The following is an 18,935-nucleotide window of genomic DNA, read 5'->3' as shown; positions in this document are numbered from 1 at the left end:
GACGACTTATGGCTTATCAATCGCAAGACATCATTCGTCGTTCCGCGACTAACGGGTTCACCCCCGCGCCCCAGGCGCGGGACCACCAGCAGGAAGTGGCGAAGCTTATCGACGTAACCACCTGTATCGGCTGTAAAGCTTGTCAGGTGGCCTGTTCAGAGTGGAACGACATCCGTGACGAAGTGGGTCACAACGTCGGGGTTTATGATAACCCCGCCGACCTGACCGCCAAGTCCTGGACGGTAATGCGCTTCTCGGAAGTGGAGCAGAACGACAAACTGGAGTGGCTGATCCGCAAAGATGGCTGTATGCACTGTGCGGATCCGGGCTGCCTTAAGGCGTGTCCGTCGGAAGGAGCGATCATTCAGTATGCCAACGGCATCGTCGACTTCCAGTCCGAGCAGTGCATCGGCTGCGGCTACTGCATCGCCGGCTGCCCGTTCGACGTGCCGCGCATGAACCCGGAAGACAACCGCGTCTACAAATGCACGCTGTGCGTTGACCGCGTGAACGTCGGCCAGGAGCCGGCGTGCGTGAAGACCTGCCCGACCGGCGCTATCCACTTTGGCTCCAAAGAGGATATGAAAACCCTGGCAGGTGAGCGCGTAGCCGAGCTGAAAACCCGCGGCTACGACAACGCGGGCCTGTACGATCCGGCCGGTGTTGGCGGTACGCACGTCATGTACGTGCTGCACCACGCCGACAAGCCGAATCTGTACCACGGCCTGCCGGAGAACCCGGAGATCAGCGCGACCGTGAAGTTCTGGAAAGGTATCTGGAAGCCGCTGGCAGCGGTGGGCTTTGCTGCCACCTTCGCCGCGAGCATCTTCCACTACGTGGGTGTCGGTCCGAACCGTGCGGAAGAGGAAGAGGACAACCTGGATGAAGAGAAAGACGAGGTGCGCAAATGAAAAGACGTGACACCATCGTGCGCTACACGGCGCCGGAACGTATCAACCACTGGGTCACCGCCTTCTGCTTCATGCTGGCGGCGATAAGCGGGCTGGGGTTCTTCTTCCCCTCCTTCAACTGGCTGATGCAGATCCTGGGTACGCCGCAGCTGGCGCGCATCCTGCACCCGTTCGTGGGTGTGGTGATGTTTGCCTCGTTCATCATCATGTTTTTCCGTTACTGGCACCATAACCTAATCAATCGGGATGATATCTTTTGGGCGAAGAATATTCGTAAGATCGTCGTCAACGAGGAAGTGGGTGACACCGGGCGTTATAACTTCGGCCAGAAGTGCGTATTCTGGGCGGCGATTATCTTCCTGGTCCTGTTGCTGGTGAGCGGCGTGATCATCTGGCGTCCGTACTTTGCGCCTGCTTTCTCAATCCCGGTAATCCGATTTGCGTTAATGCTGCATTCATTTGCCGCAGTGGCGTTAATTGTGGTTATCATGGTGCATATCTACGCCGCCCTCTGGGTGAAAGGCACCATTACCGCGATGGTGGAGGGCTGGGTTACCAAAACGTGGGCGAAGAAACATCACCCGCGCTGGTACCGCGAAGTCCGAAAGACAACGGAAAAGAAAACTGAATGAGTATTCGCATAATCCCGCAAGATGAGCTGGGTTCGAGCGAGAAACGCACGGCGGAAGTGATTCCGCCGTTACTGTTCCCCAGACTAAAAAACCTCTACAACCGCCGCGCGGAACGCTTGCGTGAGCTGGCTGAGAGCAACCCGCTTGGCGACTATCTGCGCTTTGCGGCGCTGATCGCCCACGCCCAGGAAGTGGTGCTGTACGACCATCCGCTGCAGATGGACCTGACCGCGCGCATTAAAGAGGCGAGCGAGCAGGGCAAACCGCCGCTGGATATCCACGTTCTGCCGCGCGACAAGCACTGGCATAAGCTGCTGCACTCCCTGATTGCCGAGCTGAAGCCTGAGATGAGCGGCCCGGCGCTGGCGGTGATCGAGAATCTTGAGAAAGCCTCCGAGCAGGAGCTGGAGCAGATGGCGAGCGCGCTGTTTGCCTCTGATTTTGCCTCGGTCAGCAGCGATAAAGCCCCGTTCATCTGGGCTGCCCTGTCGCTCTACTGGGCGCAAATGGCGAGCCTCATCCCAGGTAAAGCCCGCGCTGAATATGGTGAAGCCCGCCAGTTCTGCCCGGTGTGCGGTTCAATGCCGGTCTCCAGCATGGTGCAAATTGGGACCACTCAGGGGTTGCGCTACCTGCACTGCAACCTGTGTGAAACCGAGTGGCACGTAGTGCGCGTGAAGTGCAGCAACTGTGAACAGACCCGCGATCTGCACTACTGGTCGCTGGAAAATGAACAGTCCGCGGTGAAAGCCGAAAGCTGCGGCGACTGCGGCACCTACCTGAAGATTTTGTATCAAGAAAAAGACCCGAAAGTGGAGGCCGTCGCCGACGATCTTGCCACGCTGATACTGGACGCCAAAATGGAGCAGGAGGGCTTTGCCCGCAGCTCTATTAACCCGTTCCTGTTCCCGGGTGAAGGGGAGTAATCTCCTGTGAGAGTGCCGGGCGGCGCAAGCTTGCCCGGCCTACAGTTGATAGGGCGAAACCACCCCTGCTATACCTGCAAAATCTTTGGTATTGCGTGAAATTAACGGGCAGTTTCTGCTCTGAGCTGTGGCCAGAATAATGGCATCAGGAAGTTTCATCCCATGCTTCTCGCGGAGCAATACACTTCTTTCAGCAATCTCACGCGTAATATCGATAATCTCAAAAGCGCCCATAACTGCCGCCGTTTTCGCCTCATGGCCGTGCCTGCGAGCCCCAACCATGACTTCCATCCAGGTAATTAAGCTGATAGCACGATGCGCTGCGGTACGATCGATCGTATCCGCCGCTTCAACACGATTGTTAAAGAGATCGATGAGAATATTGGTATCAAACACTGCCATGTGTTCCACAATTACCACTCCTCGCGTAGCTTACGCTCATACTCCAGCCCGTCTTCTTTCTTGTCTCCCCACAGGCCAAGCGCATCGCGGATAACAGACAAACTCTGCTGGTCGAGATACAGCTCTATGGCTTCCCGCAGCAGTTCAGCACGCGGCTGATTTCTTAGCTGCTTGAGGTTATCCAACCGTTGAATCATGTCATCAGACAAATCGATAAGTATTCTGCCCATATCAAGTTCCGCCAAAACGCTCATATATCACCTTAGTATATCACCCGCGATTAATTTTCAGGCAAAGTACGCTTAGCGAATCCAGGGTTAAAGAACAATTTGAAAATGGCGAGCGCTTTTGCGAGTCGTCTTCCAGAACCCGGACACTACTCCTCCTCGTTCCCGCCCTCTTCATACGCGCCATACGGCTTCGCAGGAAGAACGATATAGGTCCCCTCAAACACCGCGCCCGGTGTTTCATCGCCGAACAGTTCGACCTGCATCTGCACACGTGCCTTGCGGCCTCGCGCCAGGCGGTCGAGATCGCCACCCAGGGCACCCAGGTCGGCGACTGCGCTCGGCTTGCCGCTGATTGGCGCGCTGTAGCGAATATGGGCGTCGGCCAGAATGATGGTGCCGCCAAGATGGCGCTCGCGCAGCATGAGCCAGATAAGCCCCCAACCGGTGAGCGTCGCCAGCGAGAAGAGGCTGCCGGCAAACAGGGTGTGGTGCGGGTTCTGGTTGCCGATCTCCGGCATGGTGGTGATAAATTTTTGCCCGGTGTACTGCTGAATGCGCACCCCCATCTTTTCGCTCAGGGGGATGTGCTGATACCAGGCCTGCTGTAGCTGACCACACCAGTCGGCGCGGTGCAGAATATCATCCAGCGAGGCGATGGGTTTGATCATCAAAAAATGACGAATCGGGGTGGTTTGCGGGGTGGTGATTTCGCCCTGGTTTATGAAACCCAGCTTGGCAAAAAACTCTACCGCGTCTTCGCGCGCGCTACAGGTGACGCGCTTAACACCCTCCTGGCGGGCTACGGACTCCAGCGTCATCGCCATTAATGTGCCCAGACCTTTATCCTGTACGGAAGGGTGCACCGCCATAAAGCGGATAGAGGCTTCATTATCGGCATTGATATAGAGCCGCCCAACCGCGACAAGATTGCCCTCTTCATCCATCACCATCTGGTGATGCGCCATCGCGTCCCAGGCGTCGCGTTCCGACCCTTTCGGCTGATGTAATGGCTTACGTAACATCTCCCAGCGGAACTGGTAGTAAAGCGCTAACTCTTCTTCCGTTTGCGGTACTCGAAGGTGATACATAGCTGTACTCTCTCTGGTTACCCGCGGCCATACCGTCAGCTCACTCATATCTGGAGCCAGAAAGTGACAGGGCCATCATTTACCAGCGAAACCTGCATATCCGCAGCGAATCGTCCGGTCTGTGTATGCATCTCTTGCTGGCGGCAACGCTCAACAAAGTATTCATAGAGCGCTTCTGCCCGATCCGGCGCCGCCCCTTTAGAAAAGCCGGGGCGCATGCCGCGCTCGGTATCAGCCGCCAGCGTAAACTGTGACACCACCAGCACGCTGCCACCCGCCTGCTGGACGTTAAGGTTCATCTTGCCATCCGCATCGCTGAAGATGCGGTAACCCAACACGCGTTCGCATAAGCGGTTGGCTTTTTGCTCGTCGTCATCCCTTTCGACACCTAACAGGACTAAAAGTCCCGGACCAATTTCACCCGTCACTTCCCCCTCCACGGTGACGCTGGCACGGGTTACGCGCTGAATCAATGCAATCATGGTTGGTCTGCTTCTCGTTGTTTTTCGGCTTCTGCTGCTTTTTTTAGCTCGCGGTATACCCCGAGAGTGACAGTAATTTCCGCGCCAAGCAAGACGATACACCACGTCCAGTAAACCCAGAGGAACAAAATGGGGATCACCGCCAGCACGCCGTAAATCAGTTGATAGGAGGGGAACATGGTGATGTAAAGCGCGAATCCTTTCTTGCCCAGTTCAAACAGCAGAGCGGCAACCAGCGCGCCCACCATCGCATCCCGGTTAGGCACGCGCGTCGTAGGCACAATACTGTATAGCAGCCAGAAAGCGAGCCAGGAGAGGAACAGCGGAAAGATCCGCAGCACATCGTCAATCACGCTGTTGAGATCGCTGGCCCAACGCAAAGAGAGCAGATAGGAACTGATCGCCAGACTGGCTCCAGCCAGTAATGGCCCCAGGGTCAGGATCATCCAGTAGACCGCAAACGAGTAAACTTTAGGCCGTGCGCGGGTGCTGCGCCAGATAGTGTTCAGGGCACTATCAATGGCATACATCAGCAACAGCGCAGTGACAATAAGGCCCACCGCCCCGACCGCCGTCATCTTGCTGGAGTTAGCAACAAACTGCTCAATGTAGTTCTGGATGACATCCCCGGTTGCCGGCATAAAGTTGGCAAAGACAAAATGCCGCAACTGCAGGCTGACATCCGAAAACATCGGAAAGGCGGCGAAAAGCGCAAAGATGACCGCTACCAGCGGCACCAGAGAGAGCAACGACACATAGGCAAGGTTACCTGCCAGCGTGGTCATGTTGTCCTCATCAATGCGGTGCCAGAGAAGTTTTAGCCACGCACGCAGCGGCCTGGTGTGGTGGCTGGCTTTTTGATGAACGTTTTTTAGCATAACTGCTTCGCAAAGTAGTTCGGTATCGTCTCTTTTCCGGTCACCAGAATTGATGTGATACCTGCCTGGTTAGCTCCCTCTATATTATCGACGTTATCGTCAAAAAAGACGGCATCGGCGGCAGAGAATCCTTCCGCCTGCAGAACGGCCTGATAGATGCGCGCCTCCGGCTTACGCATTCCCATCTCCTGAGAGAGATAGATCTTGTCCGCAGCCGCTTTCACTTCGGGATACTCTTCTGGCCAGAAGGTGGTGTGCAGACGATTGGTGTTGGAAAGTACCACCACCCGATGCCCCTGCTCGCGCAGTTTGTGCATGATGGCAATCACTTCAGGGCGGATACCGACAAAGACCGCCTGCCATCCATGGGAAAATTGCTCGTAACTGAGGGGGAGGGCCATCTCATGGCAGAGCTTTTCGGCAAAAACTTCATCCGAAATCTCACCGCGCTCATGCTGATGAAAAGCCTCGCCCATCGTAAAACTTTGTTTAAGCGTCGCCAGCGGCACGCGACTGAAATTACTCCAGGCGCCCAGCACGCGATTGAAGTCGATATCGACAATTACGTTTCCTAAATCAAAGATATAGAGCATTTCTCTCTCCTTGTTTGCCGTGAAAAGTAACTGTAGCGGGAAAGGAGATGTTTGGCTATGCGCCAGCTTCAGCTTAAAGAAAGGAACGGCCCGACGCTCACCGTCGGACCGGAAGAGGGTTAACCCGCCTGCTGTTCGTCGTTTGAATTGACTTCAATGACTTCAACTTTGCTCGATTTAAGGTGCGTTTGCAGCGCGGAGCCGGGTAGCTCGTCAGTAAAGAGCGCCGTCGCCTGCGCCACGTTACCAATTTCAACCGCAGCAGAGGCGTGATATTTCGTATGATCGGCCGCCAGTAAGATATGTCGGGCGTGGGCCATCATGGTTTTCACCACGCTGGCTTCATTGACATCGAACTCCATCATCGCGCCGTCTTGCTCGATCGCGCCGACGCTGGTCACCAGATAATCTGCGCGAAAGCCAGAGATGAACGCCGTGGCGGCAGGCCCGATAATGCCTCCATTGTGCGGGCGCAGCGTGCCGCCGGGGACCATCACCTCAAAACGTGGATTCTTATAAAGAATGTGCGCCACCCGCAGGCTGTTGGTGATGATGCGCAGATGATTATGGTTAAGCAGCGCCCGGGCAACGTGCTCCACGGTCGTCCCGATAGTGATAAAGATGGTTGAGCCATCGGGAATGTAGTCGGCAATGGCTTCGGCTATCGCCCGCTTCTCTTCGGTCATGGAGACTTCGCGCTGCTCGAAGGCGGTGTTAACTACGCTGGATGCCCTGCCCGCGCCGCCATGATGACGCGTAATCAGCCCCTGCTGACTCAGCTTGCGAATATCCCGGCGCACCGTTTGCGTGGAGACATCCAGCAGTTGCGCCAGTTCATCAATGTTCATATAGCCACGGTCGGCAATCAGCGTTAGCAGCTGATCGTGACGCGGGTTGCCGGTCAGTTCGGTAAGGCTCATGGGCTGTCCTCTGAAAACCATCACGCCCCGCATTTTATACAAAAAGTGACAAAAAAGAGCGGGTTTGATCACAGTCAGGTATACCAGCCCGTCCGCCAGGCTTCGTGCATTTCAGTGCTGCAACAGCGCTGGCGAAGCGTACCGCTTCCAGCGGGGATCGCTTTTGCCCCAGGCCAACCGCCAGCGCACCGTGGAAAACATCCCCCGCCCCGGTGGTATCAACCACCTCTACCTCAAAGCCCGGCTGATGACATAGCGCGCCGTTCTCCAGCCAGAAGCAACCGTCTCGCCCCTGGGTGACATAAACATGTCCATTTGTGAGCGTTTGTGCTTTTTTCAGCGCCTCTTCGACTTCCTCCCGCTGCGTTAAACGCCGCAGTCCCGGCGCAGAGAAGGCTGCGTGATCGCTTAAGGTAATCAGCTCCGCGATATCCTGCGGGGTGACATCCGCATCAAGCAGGGTCGGCACGCCCTGCTGGCGGGCAAGGGTAAACGCCTCTCTGGCCCCCTCATGCCAGCGCACGTCTGCTAATACGACATCCCACTGAGAAAAGTCGATTTCATGCAGCCAGTCTGCCGAAGCAGGGAGATCCGGGCTGGGATAGTTGGCAATAACGCGTTCCCCACCTGCATCCACCAGCACGGCGGACTGGGACGAGCGAGCACCTTTCACGACGCGCGTATAGCGGGTATTCACCCCCAGGGATTCCAGCTCCGTGAGCAATCTTGTCCCGGTATCGTCGTCCCCCACCCGGCCAATAAAATCCACTTCCGCGCCCAGCTTTGCCGCCGCCACCGCCGCGGTTGCTGCCGGGCCGCCGCCCACTTCCGTATAATTTTTTGCGACATATTTCCCACCTTCCTTCGGTAAATCATCGAGATACCAGATGCGATCCAGCACGGTGATGCCGACACAAACGATGCGAGTCATGGTGATTCCTTCTGCGTTTTCTGTTGCTCTCATTTTAATTTCACCAAATGTTTAAAAAGTGACCCATGTCTATTTTTTGACTATAAATTACAAATACGATCAAAAACAGACAACATAAACGCGCAGAAATTGACACGATATGACAGGAGAGAGGCATGTCAGCAATCGCATTTATCGGTTTAGGACAGATGGGCGCGCCAATGGCGAAGAATCTGTTGAAGCAAGGTCACCAGCTTCATGTCTTTGATGTGAACCCCCAGGCGGTTCAGACGCTGGTTGCAAGCGGTGCCCAGGCAGCAACTACGCCCGCGCAGGCTGCAATGGACGCCGAATTCGTTATCACCATGCTGCCCAACGGTGATCTGGTGCGCAGCGTACTGTTCGGCGAGCACGGCGTGTGCGAAGGGTTATCCCGCAATGCGCTGGTGATCGATATGTCCACCATTCATCCCCTGCAAACCGACGCCCTGATCCGCGACATGGCTGAACGCGGCTTCAGCCTGATGGATGTGCCCGTCGGGCGCACCTCAGACCACGCCATCGCCGGCACGCTGCTCCTGCTGGCAGGCGGTACGGCGCAGCAGGTTGAGCGCGCCACCCCCGTCTTAATGGCGATGGGCAATGAGCTGATTAACGCCGGCGGGCCGGGCATGGGCATCCGCGTGAAGCTCATCAATAACTACATGAGTATCGCCCTGAACGCCCTCTCCGCCGAGGCGGCCGTGCTGTGTGAAGCCCTCGGCCTCTCCTTTGACGTGGCGCTGAAGGTAATGAACGGCACCCCTGCGGGCAAAGGCCACTTCACCACCTCCTGGCCGAACAAGGTGCTGAAAGGGGATCTTTCTCCCGCCTTCATGATCGACCTTGCACATAAAGATCTGGGGATCGCCCTGGACGTGGCCAACCAGCTCCACGTTCCGATGCCGCTGGGCGCCGCCTCCCGCGAAGTTTACAACCAGGCCCGCGCCGCCGGGCGTGGGCGCGAAGACTGGACAGCCATTCTCGAACAGGTTCGCGCATCCGCCGGGCTGAAAAAATCACACTGATACGAAAGGACTGAGGAATGACGATGTACACCCTGAAAGATATCACCCGACCTTCCGGCGGTTTTGCCATGCTGGCCGTCGATCAGCGCGAAGCGATGCGCCTGATGTTTGCTGCGGCAGGCGCGCCGGTGCCGGTCACGGACCAGCATCTGACGGATTTTAAGGTTAACGCGGCGAAAATTCTGTCGCCATACGCCTCCGCGATCCTCGTCGACCAGCAGTTCTGCTATCGCCAGATCGTGGAGCAGCAGGCGGTTGCGAAAAGCTGCGCGATGATTGTGGCCGCTGACGAGTTTATTCCGGGGAACGGTATTCCTGTCGACAGCGTGGTGATCGACAAGAACGTCGACGCGCAGGCGGTCAAACGCGATGGCGGCAAGGCGCTGAAGCTGCTGGTGCTGTGGCGCAGCGACGAAGATCCGCAGCAGCGTCTGGAGATGGTGAAGGCGTTCAACACGCTGTGTCACGACAACGGTCTGTTGAGCATTATCGAGCCGGTGGTGCGTCCGCCGCGCCGCGGTGCCGCGTTTAACCGCGAGCAGGCGATTATCGACGCGGCCAAAGAGCTGGGAGACAGCGGTGCCGATCTCTACAAAGTGGAGATGCCGCTGTTTGGCAAAGGCACGCAGCAGGCGCTGCTGGCGGCCTCGCAGAAGCTCAACGAACAGATCAACATGCCCTGGGTCATCCTCTCCTCCGGCGTGGACGACAAGCTCTTCCCGCGTGCCGTAAGCGTGGCGATGCAGGCGGGCGCGTCAGGCTTTTTAGCCGGTCGCGCCGTCTGGTCATCGGTGATTGGCCTGCCGGACACCGGGCTGATGCTCCGCGATATTTCTGTACCAAAACTACAGCGTCTGGGCGAGATCGTCGACGAAATGATGGCCCGCCGTTAAGAGAGGACCCGAATATGAAATGGTTTAACACCCTGAGCCATAACCGCTGGCTCGAACAAGAGACCGACCGCATTCTCGACTTCGGCAAAAACGCCGCCGTTCCCACCGGCTTTGGCTGGCTGGGCAATAACGGCCAGGTTCGCAGCGATATGGGCACGCATCTGTGGATCACCGCCCGTATGCTGCACGTCTACGCGGTGGCCGCCAATATGGGGCGCCCGGGTGCATACGCCCTGGTTGAGCACGGCATCAATGCCCTGAACGGCCCGCTGCGCGACAAACAGCATGGCGGCTGGTACGCCTGCGTTAACGATGAAGGGGTGATGGATGCCTCCAAGCAGGGCTATCAGCACTTCTTCGTGCTGCTCGGCGCGGCGAGCGCCGTTACCACCGGACACCCGCAGGCGCGCAAGCTGCTGGACGACGCCATCGAGGTGATTGAGCGCTACTTCTGGAGCGAACAGGAGCAGATGTGCCTGGAATCCTGGGACGAAGCCTTCAGCAAAACGGAAGATTACCGTGGCGGCAACGCCAATATGCACGCCGTGGAAGCCTTCCTGATCGTCTATGACGTCACTCACGATCGCAAATGGCTCGACCGCGCCCTGCGCATCGCCTCGGTGATTATTCACGACGTGGCGCGCAAGGGTAAGTATCGCGTTAACGAGCATTTTGACACCAACTGGAACCCGATCCGCGACTACAACATCGATAACCCTGCCCACCGTTTCCGCGCCTACGGCGGTACGCCGGGACACTGGATTGAGTGGGGCCGTCTGATGCTGCATCTGCGCGCCGCGCTGGAAGCCCGCTTTGAAACTCCGCCGGCGTGGCTGCTGGAGGATGCAAAAGGACTGTTCCACGCCACCATCCGCGATGCCTGGGCGCCGGACGGGGCCGACGGCTTCGTCTACTCCGTCGGCTGGGATGGTAAGCCTATTGTGCGCGAACGCGTGCGCTGGCCGATCGTCGAAGCGATGGGCACGGCCTATGCCCTCTATACCGTGACCGGCGAGGCGCAGTACGAAGCCTGGTATCAGAAATGGTGGGATTACTGCATCAAATACCTGATGGATTACGAGAACGGCTCCTGGTGGCAGGAGCTGGATGCCAATAACGAAGTGACTACTAAGGTCTGGGACGGCAAGCAGGATATTTACCATCTGCTGCACTGCCTGGTGATCCCGCGCTTACCGCTGGCGCCAGGGTTAGCCCCAGCCGTTGCCGCCGGCTTACTGGATAGCCAGGCCAAATAATAAAAACGGAGATCTTATGCGTACCCTACACAATATTAATTTGAAAACTCACGATCGCGGTTTCACCCTGCACTGGCAGGATCGCCTGATTTTATCCCATTCGCCCGACGCCCCCTGCCTGTGGATCGGCGCAGGCGTTGCCGATATTGAGATGTTCCGCGGCAATTTCAGCATTCAGGATAAGCTCAACGAAAAGATTGCCCTGACCGACGCGACCGTCACGCAGCAAAAGGCGGGCTGGGCGATCCGCTTCACCCGTGGCGATGCGGTAAGCGCCACGCTGCTGGTGGATCTTGATACGGAAGGCCGCCTGACGTTAAAGCTCAAAAACGATGCCACCCACCATAACCGCATCTGGCTGCGGCTGGCGGCCCAGCCTGAAGATCATATCTACGGCTGCGGGGAGCAGTTCTCCTACTTCGACCTGCGCGGCAAGCCGTTCCCGCTGTGGACCAGCGAACAGGGGGTGGGCCGCAATAAGCAGACTTACGTGACCTGGCAGGCCGACTGCAAAGAGAACGCGGGCGGGGATTACTACTGGACCTTCTTCCCGCAACCCACCTTTGTGAGCACCCAGAAGTACTACTGCCACGTGGATAACAGCTGCTACATGAACTTCGACTTCAGTGCGCCAGACTTCCACGAGCTGGCGTTCTGGGAAGATAACGCCACGCTGCGCTTCGACTGCGCAGAAACCTATGTCGATCTGCTGGAAAAACTCACCGGCCTGCTGGGGCGTCAGCCGGAGCTGCCGGACTGGGTTTACGACGGGGTGACGCTGGGTATTCAGGGCGGCACCGACGTGTGCCAGCAGAAGCTTGACCTCATGCGCGAAGGTGGCGTGAAGGTGAACGGCATCTGGGCGCAGGACTGGTCCGGCATCCGCATGACCTCCTTCGGCAAACGCGTGATGTGGAACTGGAAGTGGAACAGCGAGCTCTATCCGCAGCTTGATGAGCGTATTGCGCAGTGGAAACAGGAAGGGGTACAGTTCCTCTCCTATATCAACCCCTACGTCGCCAGCGACAAAGATCTCTGCGAAGAGGCGGCAAAACGCGGCTATCTGACCAAAAATGCCGACGGCAAGGAGTACCACGTCGAGTTCGGCGAGTTCTACGCGGGCGTAATCGACCTGACCAACCCGGAAGCCTACGGTTGGTACAAAGAGGTGATCAAAAAGAACCTGATCGAGCTGGGCTGCGGCGGCTGGATGGCCGATTTTGGGGAATATCTGCCAACCGATACCTTCCTGCACAACGGCGTCAGCGCGGAGATCATGCATAACGCCTGGCCTGCCCTGTGGGCGAAATGTAACTACGAGGCGCTGGAGGAGACCAGCAAGCTTGGGGAGATCCTGTTCTTTATGCGCGCAGGTTACACCGGCAGCCAGAAGCACTCGGTGATGATGTGGGCGGGGGATCAGAACGTCGACTGGAGCCTGGACGACGGTCTGGCGTCCGTCGTACCTGCTGCGCTGTCTCTGGCGATGACCGGCCACGGGCTGCACCACAGCGACATCGGCGGCTATACCACCCTGTTCGAGATGAAACGCAGCAAAGAGCTGCTGCTGCGCTGGTGCGATTTCAGCGCCTTTACGCCGATGATGCGTACCCACGAAGGCAACCGTCCTGGCGACAACTGGCAGTTCGACGGCGACGCCGAAACCATCGCCCACTTTGCGCGTATGACCACCGTCTTCACCACCCTGAAGCCCTATATCAAAGCTGCCGTCGCGCAGAACGCGAAAAGCGGCCTGCCGGTGATGCGCCCGCTGTTCCTGCACTATGAAGAGGACGCGCGCGCCTACACGCTGAAATACCAGTATCTGTTTGGCCGCGATCTGCTGGTGGCGCCCGTGTATGAAGAGGGCCGCCATGACTGGTCGCTCTATCTGCCGCAGGACAGCTGGGTCAATGCGTGGACGGGTGAAACCTGCCAGGGCGGTGATGTGACCGTTGAGGCCCCACTCGGCAAACCGCCGGTCTTCTATCGCCAGCAAAGCGAATGGGCAGATCTGTTTAGCACCTTACGTCATATCTGATAAGGCTCGCCCGCAGGGAGACCTGCGGGCAGACGGAGAACAATAATGAGTCAACATACTTCTGATCCGGCAACCCTACGCCTGCCGTTTAAAGAAAAACTCGCCTACGGGATGGGCGATCTCGGCTCTAACATCCTGCTGGATATCGGCACGCTCTATCTGCTGAAGTTCTACACCGATGTGCTGGGCCTGCCGGGGACCTACGGCGGGATCATCTTCCTGATTGCCAAGTTCTTTACCGCCTTCACCGATATGGGCACCGGGATCATGCTCGACGCCCGGCGCAAGATCGGCCCGAAAGGAAAATTCCGCCCGTTCGTACTGTATGCCGCCTTCCCGGTGACGCTGCTGGCGATTGCCAACTTCGTCGGCACGCCGTTTGAAATCACCGGTAAAACGGTGATGGCGACGGTGCTCTTCATGCTGTACGGCCTGTTCTTCAGCATGATGAACTGCTCTTACGGCGCGATGGTGCCCGCCATTACCAAAAACCCGGACGAGCGCGCCTCGCTGGCCGCCTGGCGTCAGGGCGGTGCCACGCTTGGCCTGCTGCTCTGTACCGTCGGTTTTGTCCCGGTAATGAACCTGATTGAGGGCAATGACCAGCTTGGCTATATCTTTGCCGCCACCCTTTTCTCGCTGTTCGGGCTGTTCTTTATGTGGTGGTGCTATAAGGGCGTGACCGAGCGTTACGTCGAGACGCAGCCTGCTAATCCGGCGCAAAAACCGGGACTGTTGCAGTCGTTTCGCGCCATCGCCGGGAACCGTCCGCTGTTTATTCTCTGCATCGCCAACCTCTGCACGCTGGGTGCCTTTAACGTCAAGCTCGCCATTCAGGTCTACTACACGCAGTACGTGCTGAACGACCCGATCCTGCTGTCATACATGGGCTTCTTCAGCATGGGCTGTATTTTTATCGGCGTCTTTATGATGCCCGGCGCGGTGCGGCGCTTCGGCAAGAAAAAGGTCTATATCAGCGGGCTGATGATTTGGGTGGCGGGCGATCTGCTCAACTACTTCTTCGGCGGTGGCTCGGTGAGCTTTGTGGCGTTCTCCTGTCTGGCCTTCTTTGGCTCCGCATTTGTGAACAGCCTGAACTGGGCGCTGGTGTCCGATACCGTGGAATATGGCGAGTGGCGCACCGGCGTGCGCTCTGAGGGGACGGTTTACACCGGCTTTACCTTCTTCAGGAAGGTATCCCAGGCACTGGCGGGCTTCTTCCCGGGGATGATGCTTACCCAGATCGGCTATGTGCCCAACGTGGTGCAATCCGCCGGGACCGTTGAAGGGCTGCGGCAGCTGATATTTATCTACCCCAGCCTGCTGGCAGTCATCACCATTGTGGCGATGGGCTGTTTCTACAACCTCAACGAAAAGATGTATGTGCGCATCGTGGAAGAGATCGAACTGCGTAAACGTACGGCATAAATGACGAGATGGAGCGCCCTATGGGCGCTCTGAGGATCGACCATGACACATAACACTGATCCGTTAACCCTGAAATTGAGCCTGCGAGAGAAGTGCGCCTACGGGATGGGCGATTTTGGCTCGAATCTGATGCTCTGTATCGGCACGCTCTATCTGCTGAAGTTTTACACCGACGAACTGGGCATGCCCGCGTTCTATGGTGGCATTATTTTTTTGGTGGCGAAGTTCTTTACCGCCTTTACCGACATGCTGACCGGCGTGCTGGTGGACTCCCGGCGAAATATCGGCGCACGGGGAAAATTCCGGCCCTTTATTCTCTATGCTTCGGTACCCGTTGCGCTGGTTGCCGCGGCGCAGTTTATGGCTAACGACTTTAGCCTGACGGTGAAAACGGCTATCGCCACCGTGCTCTTTATGATGTTCGGCCTCTGCTATAGCCTGATGAACTGCGCCTACGGTGCGATGGTCCCGGCCATCACCAAAAACCCGAACGAGCGCGCGCAGCTGGCGGCGTGGCGTCAGGGCGGCGCAACGGTGGGGTTGTTGCTCTGCACCGTCGGCTTTATGCCCATTCAGGCGCTGTTCGTCAGCCAGCCCTCCCTCGGCTATCTGGTTGCCGCTCTGGTGTTTGTCACCGGCGGGCTGTTCTGCATGTGGTGGTGCTATAGCGGCGTGAAAGAGCGCTATGTGGAGGTCACACCCGATCACCATAAACCCGGCATTCTGAAATCGTTCTGCGCGATTTTCCGCAACCCGCCGCTGCTGGTCTTATGCATCGCCAACCTCTGTACCCTTGCCGCCTTTAACATCAAGCTGGCGATTCAGGTCTATTACACCCAGTACGTGCTGAACGATCTGCACCTGCTGTCGTGGATGGGCTTTTTCAGCATGGGCTGTATTCTGGTCGGCGTGTTTCTGGTGCCCGGCGCGGTTAAGCGTTTCGGCAAAAAACCGGTTTACCTGGGCGGGCTGACGCTATGGGCGGTGGGCGACGTGCTGAACTTCTTCTGGGGGAGCAACTCCCTGCTGTTTGTGCTCTTTTCCTGTATGGCCTTTTTCGGCACCGCTTTCGTCAACAGCCTGAACTGGGCCCTGGTGCCGGATACCGTTGATTATGGCGAGTGGAAAACCGGCATTCGCGCCGAAGGGTCGGTTTATACCGGCTATACCTTCTCGCGCAAAATCTCCGCGGCCCTCGCCGGTTTCTTGCCTGGCATTATGCTGACCCAGATCGGTTACGTGCCCCATGCGGTGCAGAGCGCAGGCACGCTGCTGGGGCTGCGCCAGCTTATTTTTCTCTGGCCCTGCGGCCTGGCGATTATCGCCGCCATCACGATGGGACTCTTTTATAAACTCAACGAAGCGCGCTTCGCCTTTATTATTGAGGAGATTGCAAAACGAAAAAAACCATCAGCGAATACCCCTGAGATAACCACCAACGATAAAGCGTCAGCAGTCACTTTATAACAATAAATCCGGCCATTAATCCCTTCCCTCTCTATGGGAGGGGTGGCCTTTCTTTATCTGATACATGGATAAGTTATGAAAAGAATCATTACTGTACTGATCGTGTCGTCTGTCTCCTGCCCGGTATTTGCCGGGGCGTATGTCGAAACACGAGAAGCATACAATACGGCCTCCGAGCTACATGAGGTGATCCTGCGAGCCGGCTATAACTTCGATATGGGCGCGGGGCTGATGTTCACCAACGCTTATAACGTGGGGAGATGGGATGAGCTTAAGCACAGCTATAACGAAATAGAGGGGTGGTATCCGCTCTTTAAACCCACCGACAAACTCACTTTCCAGCCAGGCGGTTTAATTAACGACAGCAGCGCAGGGTCGGGTGGCGCTGTTTATTTAGATACCAACTACAAATTTACGGATGGGTTCAATCTGACGTTCCGCTATCGCTATAACCACAACAATTACGATACGCCGGACTATAACGGGCAGATGGATAAGAACGACACGCACGAGTTTGCTAACTACTGGAATTTTAAAGTGACGGATGCGTTTTTCTACACCTTTGAGCCGCACTTTTTCCAGCGGGTAAATGATTACCACAGTAAGAATGGCAAAGATCACCACTGGGAAATAACGAACAAGTTCAGCTATAAAATCGACAGAAACTGGCTGCCGTACCTCGAACTCCAGTGGCTGGACAGATGGAATGATTACAACCGCGAGCAGTACCGAATCCGTTTGGGCGTGCGGTACGCGTTCTAATAAAAAAGCCGCTGATCGCTCAGCGGCTTTTTACCTGCCGGGAGGCGCATGCGCTTACCCGGCCTACAGACTGACTGTATTAATCTTCTTTTGAACCGCGCATTGCACGTTTACGATCGTTTTCAGTCAGGTGACGTTTACGGATACGGATAGACTGTGGTGTTACTTCTACCAGTTCGTCGTCATCGATGAATTCCAGAGCCTGCTCCAGCGTCATCTTAACCGGTGGAACCAGAACCGTTGCTTCGTCAGTACCGGACGCACGCATGTTGGTCAGTTTCTTACCGGTCAGGCAGTTTACCGTCAGGTCGTTAGAACGGCTGTGAATGCCGATGATCTGGCCTTCGTAAACTTCTGCACCGTGACCCAGGAACAGCTTACCGCGATCCTGCAGGCTGAACAGGGCGAACGCAACCGCTTTACCCTGACCGTTGGAGATCAGAACGCCGTTGTTACGCTGACCCACTTCACCCGGACGAACGTCGTCGTAGTGGCTGAAGGTAGAGTACAGCAGACCGGTACCGGAAGTCATGGTCATGAACTCAGAACGGAAGCCGATCAGGCCACGGCTTGGGATCACGTAGTCGAGACGTACGCGGCCTTTGCCATCTGGATTCATGTTTTTCAGGTCGCCTTTACGCTCACCCAGAGCCTGCATTACAGAACCCTGATGCTGCTCTTCAACGTCCAGCGTCACGTTCTCGAATGGCTCTTGTTTACGGCCATCGATTTCACGGAAGATAACTTTCGGACGGGAAACCGCCATTTCGAAACCTTCACGACGCATGTTTTCGATCAGAACAGACAGGTGCAGCTCACCACGACCAGAAACGCGGAATGCATCAGCGTCTTCGGTTTCTTCAACGCGCAGCGCAACGTTGTGCACCAGCTCTTTGTTCAGGCGGTCAAGGATCTGACGGGAGGTAACGAACTTACCTTCTTTACCACAGAACGGAGAGGTGTTGACGTTGAAGAACATGGTTACGGTCGGCTCATCAACAGACAGCGCTGGCAGCGCTTCCACATTCTGCGGGTCGCAGATGGTGTCAGAGATGTTCAGCTCGCCCAGACCGGTGATAGCGATGATGTCGCCAGCTTCCGCAATGTCGCTCTCGATACGCTCAAGGCCCAGGTGAGTCAGCACTTTACCGACTTTACCGTTACGGGTTTTACCTTCGCTATCGATGATAGTGACCTGCTGGTTTGGCTTCACTTTACCGCGCTTGATACGACCAATGCCGATTACACCAACGTAGTTGTTGTAGTCCAGCTGAGAGATCTGCATCTGCAGGGTACCGTCGAGATCGACGTTTGGTGCCGGAACATGGTCAACAATCGCCTGGTACAGCGGGGTCATGTCTTCAGCCATGTCTTCGTGGTCCAGACCAGCGATACCGTTCAGCGCAGACGCATAAACGATCGGGAAGTCCAGCTGTTCGTCGGTCGCATCCAGGTTAACGAACAGGTCGAAGACCTGATCAACAACCCAGTCAGGACGCGCGCCAGGACGGTCAACTTTGTTGATTACCACGATTGGCTTCAGGCCATGGGCGAATGCTTTTTTGGTTACGAAGCGCGTCTGCGGCATTGGGCCGTCAAATGCGTCAACCACCAGCAGCACGGAATCCACCATGGACATCACGCGCTCAACTTCACCACCGAAGTCGGCGTGCCCTGGGGTATCAACGATGTTGATACGGTAGTCATTCCATTTGATCGCGGTGTTTTTAGCGAGGATGGTAATCCCACGCTCTTTCTCCAAATCGTTGGAGTCCATCACGCGTTCTTGAGTTTCGGCACGCGCATCGAACGTACCGGATTGCTGCAGCAGCTTATCAACCAGGGTAGTTTTACCATGGTCAACGTGCGCGATGATGGCGATATTACGCAGATTTTCGATCACAACTTTGCCTCAGGCATTAGAAATAGCGCGTTATTGTACACGGATTAATCGCACTACAAAACAGGATCACAAACATCCCCCGCAAACAAGTATCGCAGAGATGCTTTGTGATCGCTTTCACGGAGCGGTAAAAGGGCACTTTAACG

19 protein-coding genes are annotated in these 18,935 nt (G+C 56.5%); 10 read left to right on the top strand and 9 right to left on the bottom strand.

Going from position 1 to position 18,935, the window contains the following annotated elements:
* Positions 1-8 precede the first annotated feature (8 nt).
* The 3 genes from fdxH to fdhE are packed head-to-tail and all read left to right on the top strand — an operon-like array spanning position 9 to position 2,469.
* Positions 9-911, top strand: a complete 903-nt coding sequence (gene fdxH / locus WFM46_RS09820) for a formate dehydrogenase subunit beta (protein WP_103177556.1) — start codon at positions 9-11, stop codon at positions 909-911.
* Positions 908-1,543, top strand: a complete 636-nt coding sequence (gene fdoI / locus WFM46_RS09815) for a formate dehydrogenase cytochrome b556 subunit (protein WP_103177557.1) — start codon at positions 908-910, stop codon at positions 1,541-1,543. The genes fdxH and fdoI overlap by 4 nt, the downstream gene beginning before the upstream one ends.
* Positions 1,540-2,469, top strand: a complete 930-nt coding sequence (gene fdhE / locus WFM46_RS09810) for a formate dehydrogenase accessory protein FdhE (RefSeq protein ID WP_103825281.1) — start codon at positions 1,540-1,542, stop codon at positions 2,467-2,469. Before fdoI ends, fdhE begins: the two co-directional genes overlap by 4 nt.
* Positions 2,470-2,508: 39 nt before the next feature.
* Here fdhE and WFM46_RS09805 read toward each other — a convergent pair whose 3' ends face one another.
* The 8 genes from WFM46_RS09805 to WFM46_RS09770 form a co-directional block, all read right to left on the bottom strand.
* On the bottom strand, positions 2,509-2,880 hold the full coding sequence (locus tag WFM46_RS09805; protein WP_103825282.1) for a type II toxin-antitoxin system VapC family toxin: 372 nt from the start codon (positions 2,878-2,880) through the stop codon (positions 2,509-2,511).
* Positions 2,881-2,882: 2 nt separating this feature from the next.
* Positions 2,883-3,125 (bottom strand): ribbon-helix-helix protein, CopG family, encoded by a 243-nt coding sequence (locus WFM46_RS09800; RefSeq protein ID WP_180210421.1) that lies wholly within the window; start codon positions 3,123-3,125, stop codon positions 2,883-2,885.
* A 122-nt stretch (positions 3,126-3,247) separates the two neighbouring features.
* Complete coding sequence (gene fabY / locus WFM46_RS09795) at positions 3,248-4,189, bottom strand: fatty acid biosynthesis protein FabY (RefSeq protein WP_032615389.1); 942 nt, start codon at positions 4,187-4,189, stop codon at positions 3,248-3,250.
* A gap of 44 nt (positions 4,190-4,233) precedes the next feature.
* Positions 4,234-4,671 (bottom strand): D-aminoacyl-tRNA deacylase, encoded by a 438-nt coding sequence (gene dtd, locus WFM46_RS09790; protein ID WP_336997547.1) that lies wholly within the window; start codon positions 4,669-4,671, stop codon positions 4,234-4,236.
* Positions 4,668-5,549: a virulence factor BrkB family protein gene (locus WFM46_RS09785; protein ID WP_114316354.1), complete on the bottom strand. Its 882-nt coding sequence runs from the start codon at positions 5,547-5,549 to the stop codon at positions 4,668-4,670. The genes dtd and WFM46_RS09785 overlap by 4 nt, the downstream gene beginning before the upstream one ends.
* A complete protein-coding gene (yihX, locus tag WFM46_RS09780) occupies positions 5,543-6,142 on the bottom strand; it encodes a glucose-1-phosphatase (RefSeq protein ID WP_180210423.1) in 600 nt (199 codons plus the stop codon). The genes WFM46_RS09785 and yihX overlap by 7 nt, the downstream gene beginning before the upstream one ends.
* 119 nt (positions 6,143-6,261) lie before the next feature.
* Positions 6,262-7,062: a DeoR/GlpR family DNA-binding transcription regulator gene (locus tag WFM46_RS09775; protein ID WP_156655399.1), complete on the bottom strand. Its 801-nt coding sequence runs from the start codon at positions 7,060-7,062 to the stop codon at positions 6,262-6,264.
* A gap of 34 nt (positions 7,063-7,096) precedes the next feature.
* Positions 7,097-7,993 (bottom strand): sugar kinase, encoded by an 897-nt coding sequence (locus WFM46_RS09770; protein ID WP_336997546.1) that lies wholly within the window; start codon positions 7,991-7,993, stop codon positions 7,097-7,099.
* Between the two features lie 155 nt (positions 7,994-8,148).
* Here WFM46_RS09770 and yihU point away from each other — a divergent pair, with 155 nt between their 5' ends.
* From yihU to ompL, 7 genes are all read left to right on the top strand, one after another.
* Positions 8,149-9,039 carry a sulfolactaldehyde 3-reductase gene (gene yihU / locus WFM46_RS09765; RefSeq protein ID WP_336997545.1) on the top strand — a complete coding sequence of 297 codons (891 nt, stop codon included), beginning with the start codon at positions 8,149-8,151 and terminating at the stop codon, positions 9,037-9,039.
* A 17-nt stretch (positions 9,040-9,056) separates the two neighbouring features.
* Positions 9,057-9,932, top strand: a complete 876-nt coding sequence (gene yihT, locus WFM46_RS09760; RefSeq protein ID WP_180210425.1) for a sulfofructosephosphate aldolase — start codon at positions 9,057-9,059, stop codon at positions 9,930-9,932.
* A gap of 14 nt (positions 9,933-9,946) precedes the next feature.
* On the top strand, positions 9,947-11,188 hold the full coding sequence (gene yihS, locus WFM46_RS09755) for a sulfoquinovose isomerase (protein ID WP_336997544.1): 1,242 nt from the start codon (positions 9,947-9,949) through the stop codon (positions 11,186-11,188).
* A gap of 16 nt (positions 11,189-11,204) precedes the next feature.
* A complete protein-coding gene (locus WFM46_RS09750) occupies positions 11,205-13,229 on the top strand; it encodes an alpha-glucosidase (RefSeq protein ID WP_336997543.1) in 2,025 nt (674 codons plus the stop codon).
* Between the two features lie 45 nt (positions 13,230-13,274).
* Positions 13,275-14,657 carry an MFS transporter gene (locus WFM46_RS09745; protein WP_103177573.1) on the top strand — a complete coding sequence of 461 codons (1,383 nt, stop codon included), beginning with the start codon at positions 13,275-13,277 and terminating at the stop codon, positions 14,655-14,657.
* 42 nt (positions 14,658-14,699) lie between these two features.
* Complete coding sequence (locus tag WFM46_RS09740; protein ID WP_103177574.1) at positions 14,700-16,124, top strand: MFS transporter; 1,425 nt, start codon at positions 14,700-14,702, stop codon at positions 16,122-16,124.
* Positions 16,125-16,199: 75 nt separating this feature from the next.
* Entirely contained in the window at positions 16,200-16,886 is a 687-nt protein-coding gene (gene ompL / locus WFM46_RS09735; protein WP_114388326.1) for a porin OmpL, read from the top strand.
* A 79-nt stretch (positions 16,887-16,965) separates the two neighbouring features.
* Here ompL and typA read toward each other — a convergent pair whose 3' ends face one another.
* Complete coding sequence (gene typA, locus WFM46_RS09730; RefSeq protein ID WP_103177576.1) at positions 16,966-18,789, bottom strand: ribosome-dependent GTPase TypA; 1,824 nt, start codon at positions 18,787-18,789, stop codon at positions 16,966-16,968.
* Between the last annotated feature and the right edge of the window lie 146 nt (positions 18,790-18,935).

Origin of the sequence: Leclercia sp. M50 (assembly GCF_037150775.1) — a bacterium.
Classification (GTDB): Bacteria; Pseudomonadota; Gammaproteobacteria; order Enterobacterales; family Enterobacteriaceae; genus Enterobacter.
This window is presented reverse-complemented; position numbering and strand designations above follow the sequence as displayed.

Coding starts and splice junctions, on each gene's coding strand:
- yihT (WP_180210425.1), top strand. CDS start 9,057: ATGACGATGTACACCCTGAAAGATATCACCCGACCTTCCGGCGGTTTT.
- WFM46_RS09740 (WP_103177574.1), top strand. CDS start 14,700: ATGACACATAACACTGATCCGTTAACCCTGAAATTGAGCCTGCGAGAG.
- fabY (WP_032615389.1), bottom strand. CDS start 4,189: ATGTATCACCTTCGAGTACCGCAAACGGAAGAAGAGTTAGCGCTTTAC.
- WFM46_RS09785 (WP_114316354.1), bottom strand. CDS start 5,549: ATGCTAAAAAACGTTCATCAAAAAGCCAGCCACCACACCAGGCCGCTG.
- yihS (WP_336997544.1), top strand. CDS start 9,947: ATGAAATGGTTTAACACCCTGAGCCATAACCGCTGGCTCGAACAAGAG.
- WFM46_RS09745 (WP_103177573.1), top strand. CDS start 13,275: ATGAGTCAACATACTTCTGATCCGGCAACCCTACGCCTGCCGTTTAAA.
- fdoI (WP_103177557.1), top strand. CDS start 908: ATGAAAAGACGTGACACCATCGTGCGCTACACGGCGCCGGAACGTATC.
- WFM46_RS09800 (WP_180210421.1), bottom strand. CDS start 3,125: ATGAGCGTTTTGGCGGAACTTGATATGGGCAGAATACTTATCGATTTG.
- yihU (WP_336997545.1), top strand. CDS start 8,149: ATGTCAGCAATCGCATTTATCGGTTTAGGACAGATGGGCGCGCCAATG.
- fdhE (WP_103825281.1), top strand. CDS start 1,540: ATGAGTATTCGCATAATCCCGCAAGATGAGCTGGGTTCGAGCGAGAAA.
- ompL (WP_114388326.1), top strand. CDS start 16,200: ATGAAAAGAATCATTACTGTACTGATCGTGTCGTCTGTCTCCTGCCCG.
- WFM46_RS09775 (WP_156655399.1), bottom strand. CDS start 7,062: ATGAGCCTTACCGAACTGACCGGCAACCCGCGTCACGATCAGCTGCTA.
- dtd (WP_336997547.1), bottom strand. CDS start 4,671: ATGATTGCATTGATTCAGCGCGTAACCCGTGCCAGCGTCACCGTGGAG.
- yihX (WP_180210423.1), bottom strand. CDS start 6,142: ATGCTCTATATCTTTGATTTAGGAAACGTAATTGTCGATATCGACTTC.
- WFM46_RS09750 (WP_336997543.1), top strand. CDS start 11,205: ATGCGTACCCTACACAATATTAATTTGAAAACTCACGATCGCGGTTTC.
- WFM46_RS09770 (WP_336997546.1), bottom strand. CDS start 7,993: ATGACTCGCATCGTTTGTGTCGGCATCACCGTGCTGGATCGCATCTGG.
- fdxH (WP_103177556.1), top strand. CDS start 9: ATGGCTTATCAATCGCAAGACATCATTCGTCGTTCCGCGACTAACGGG.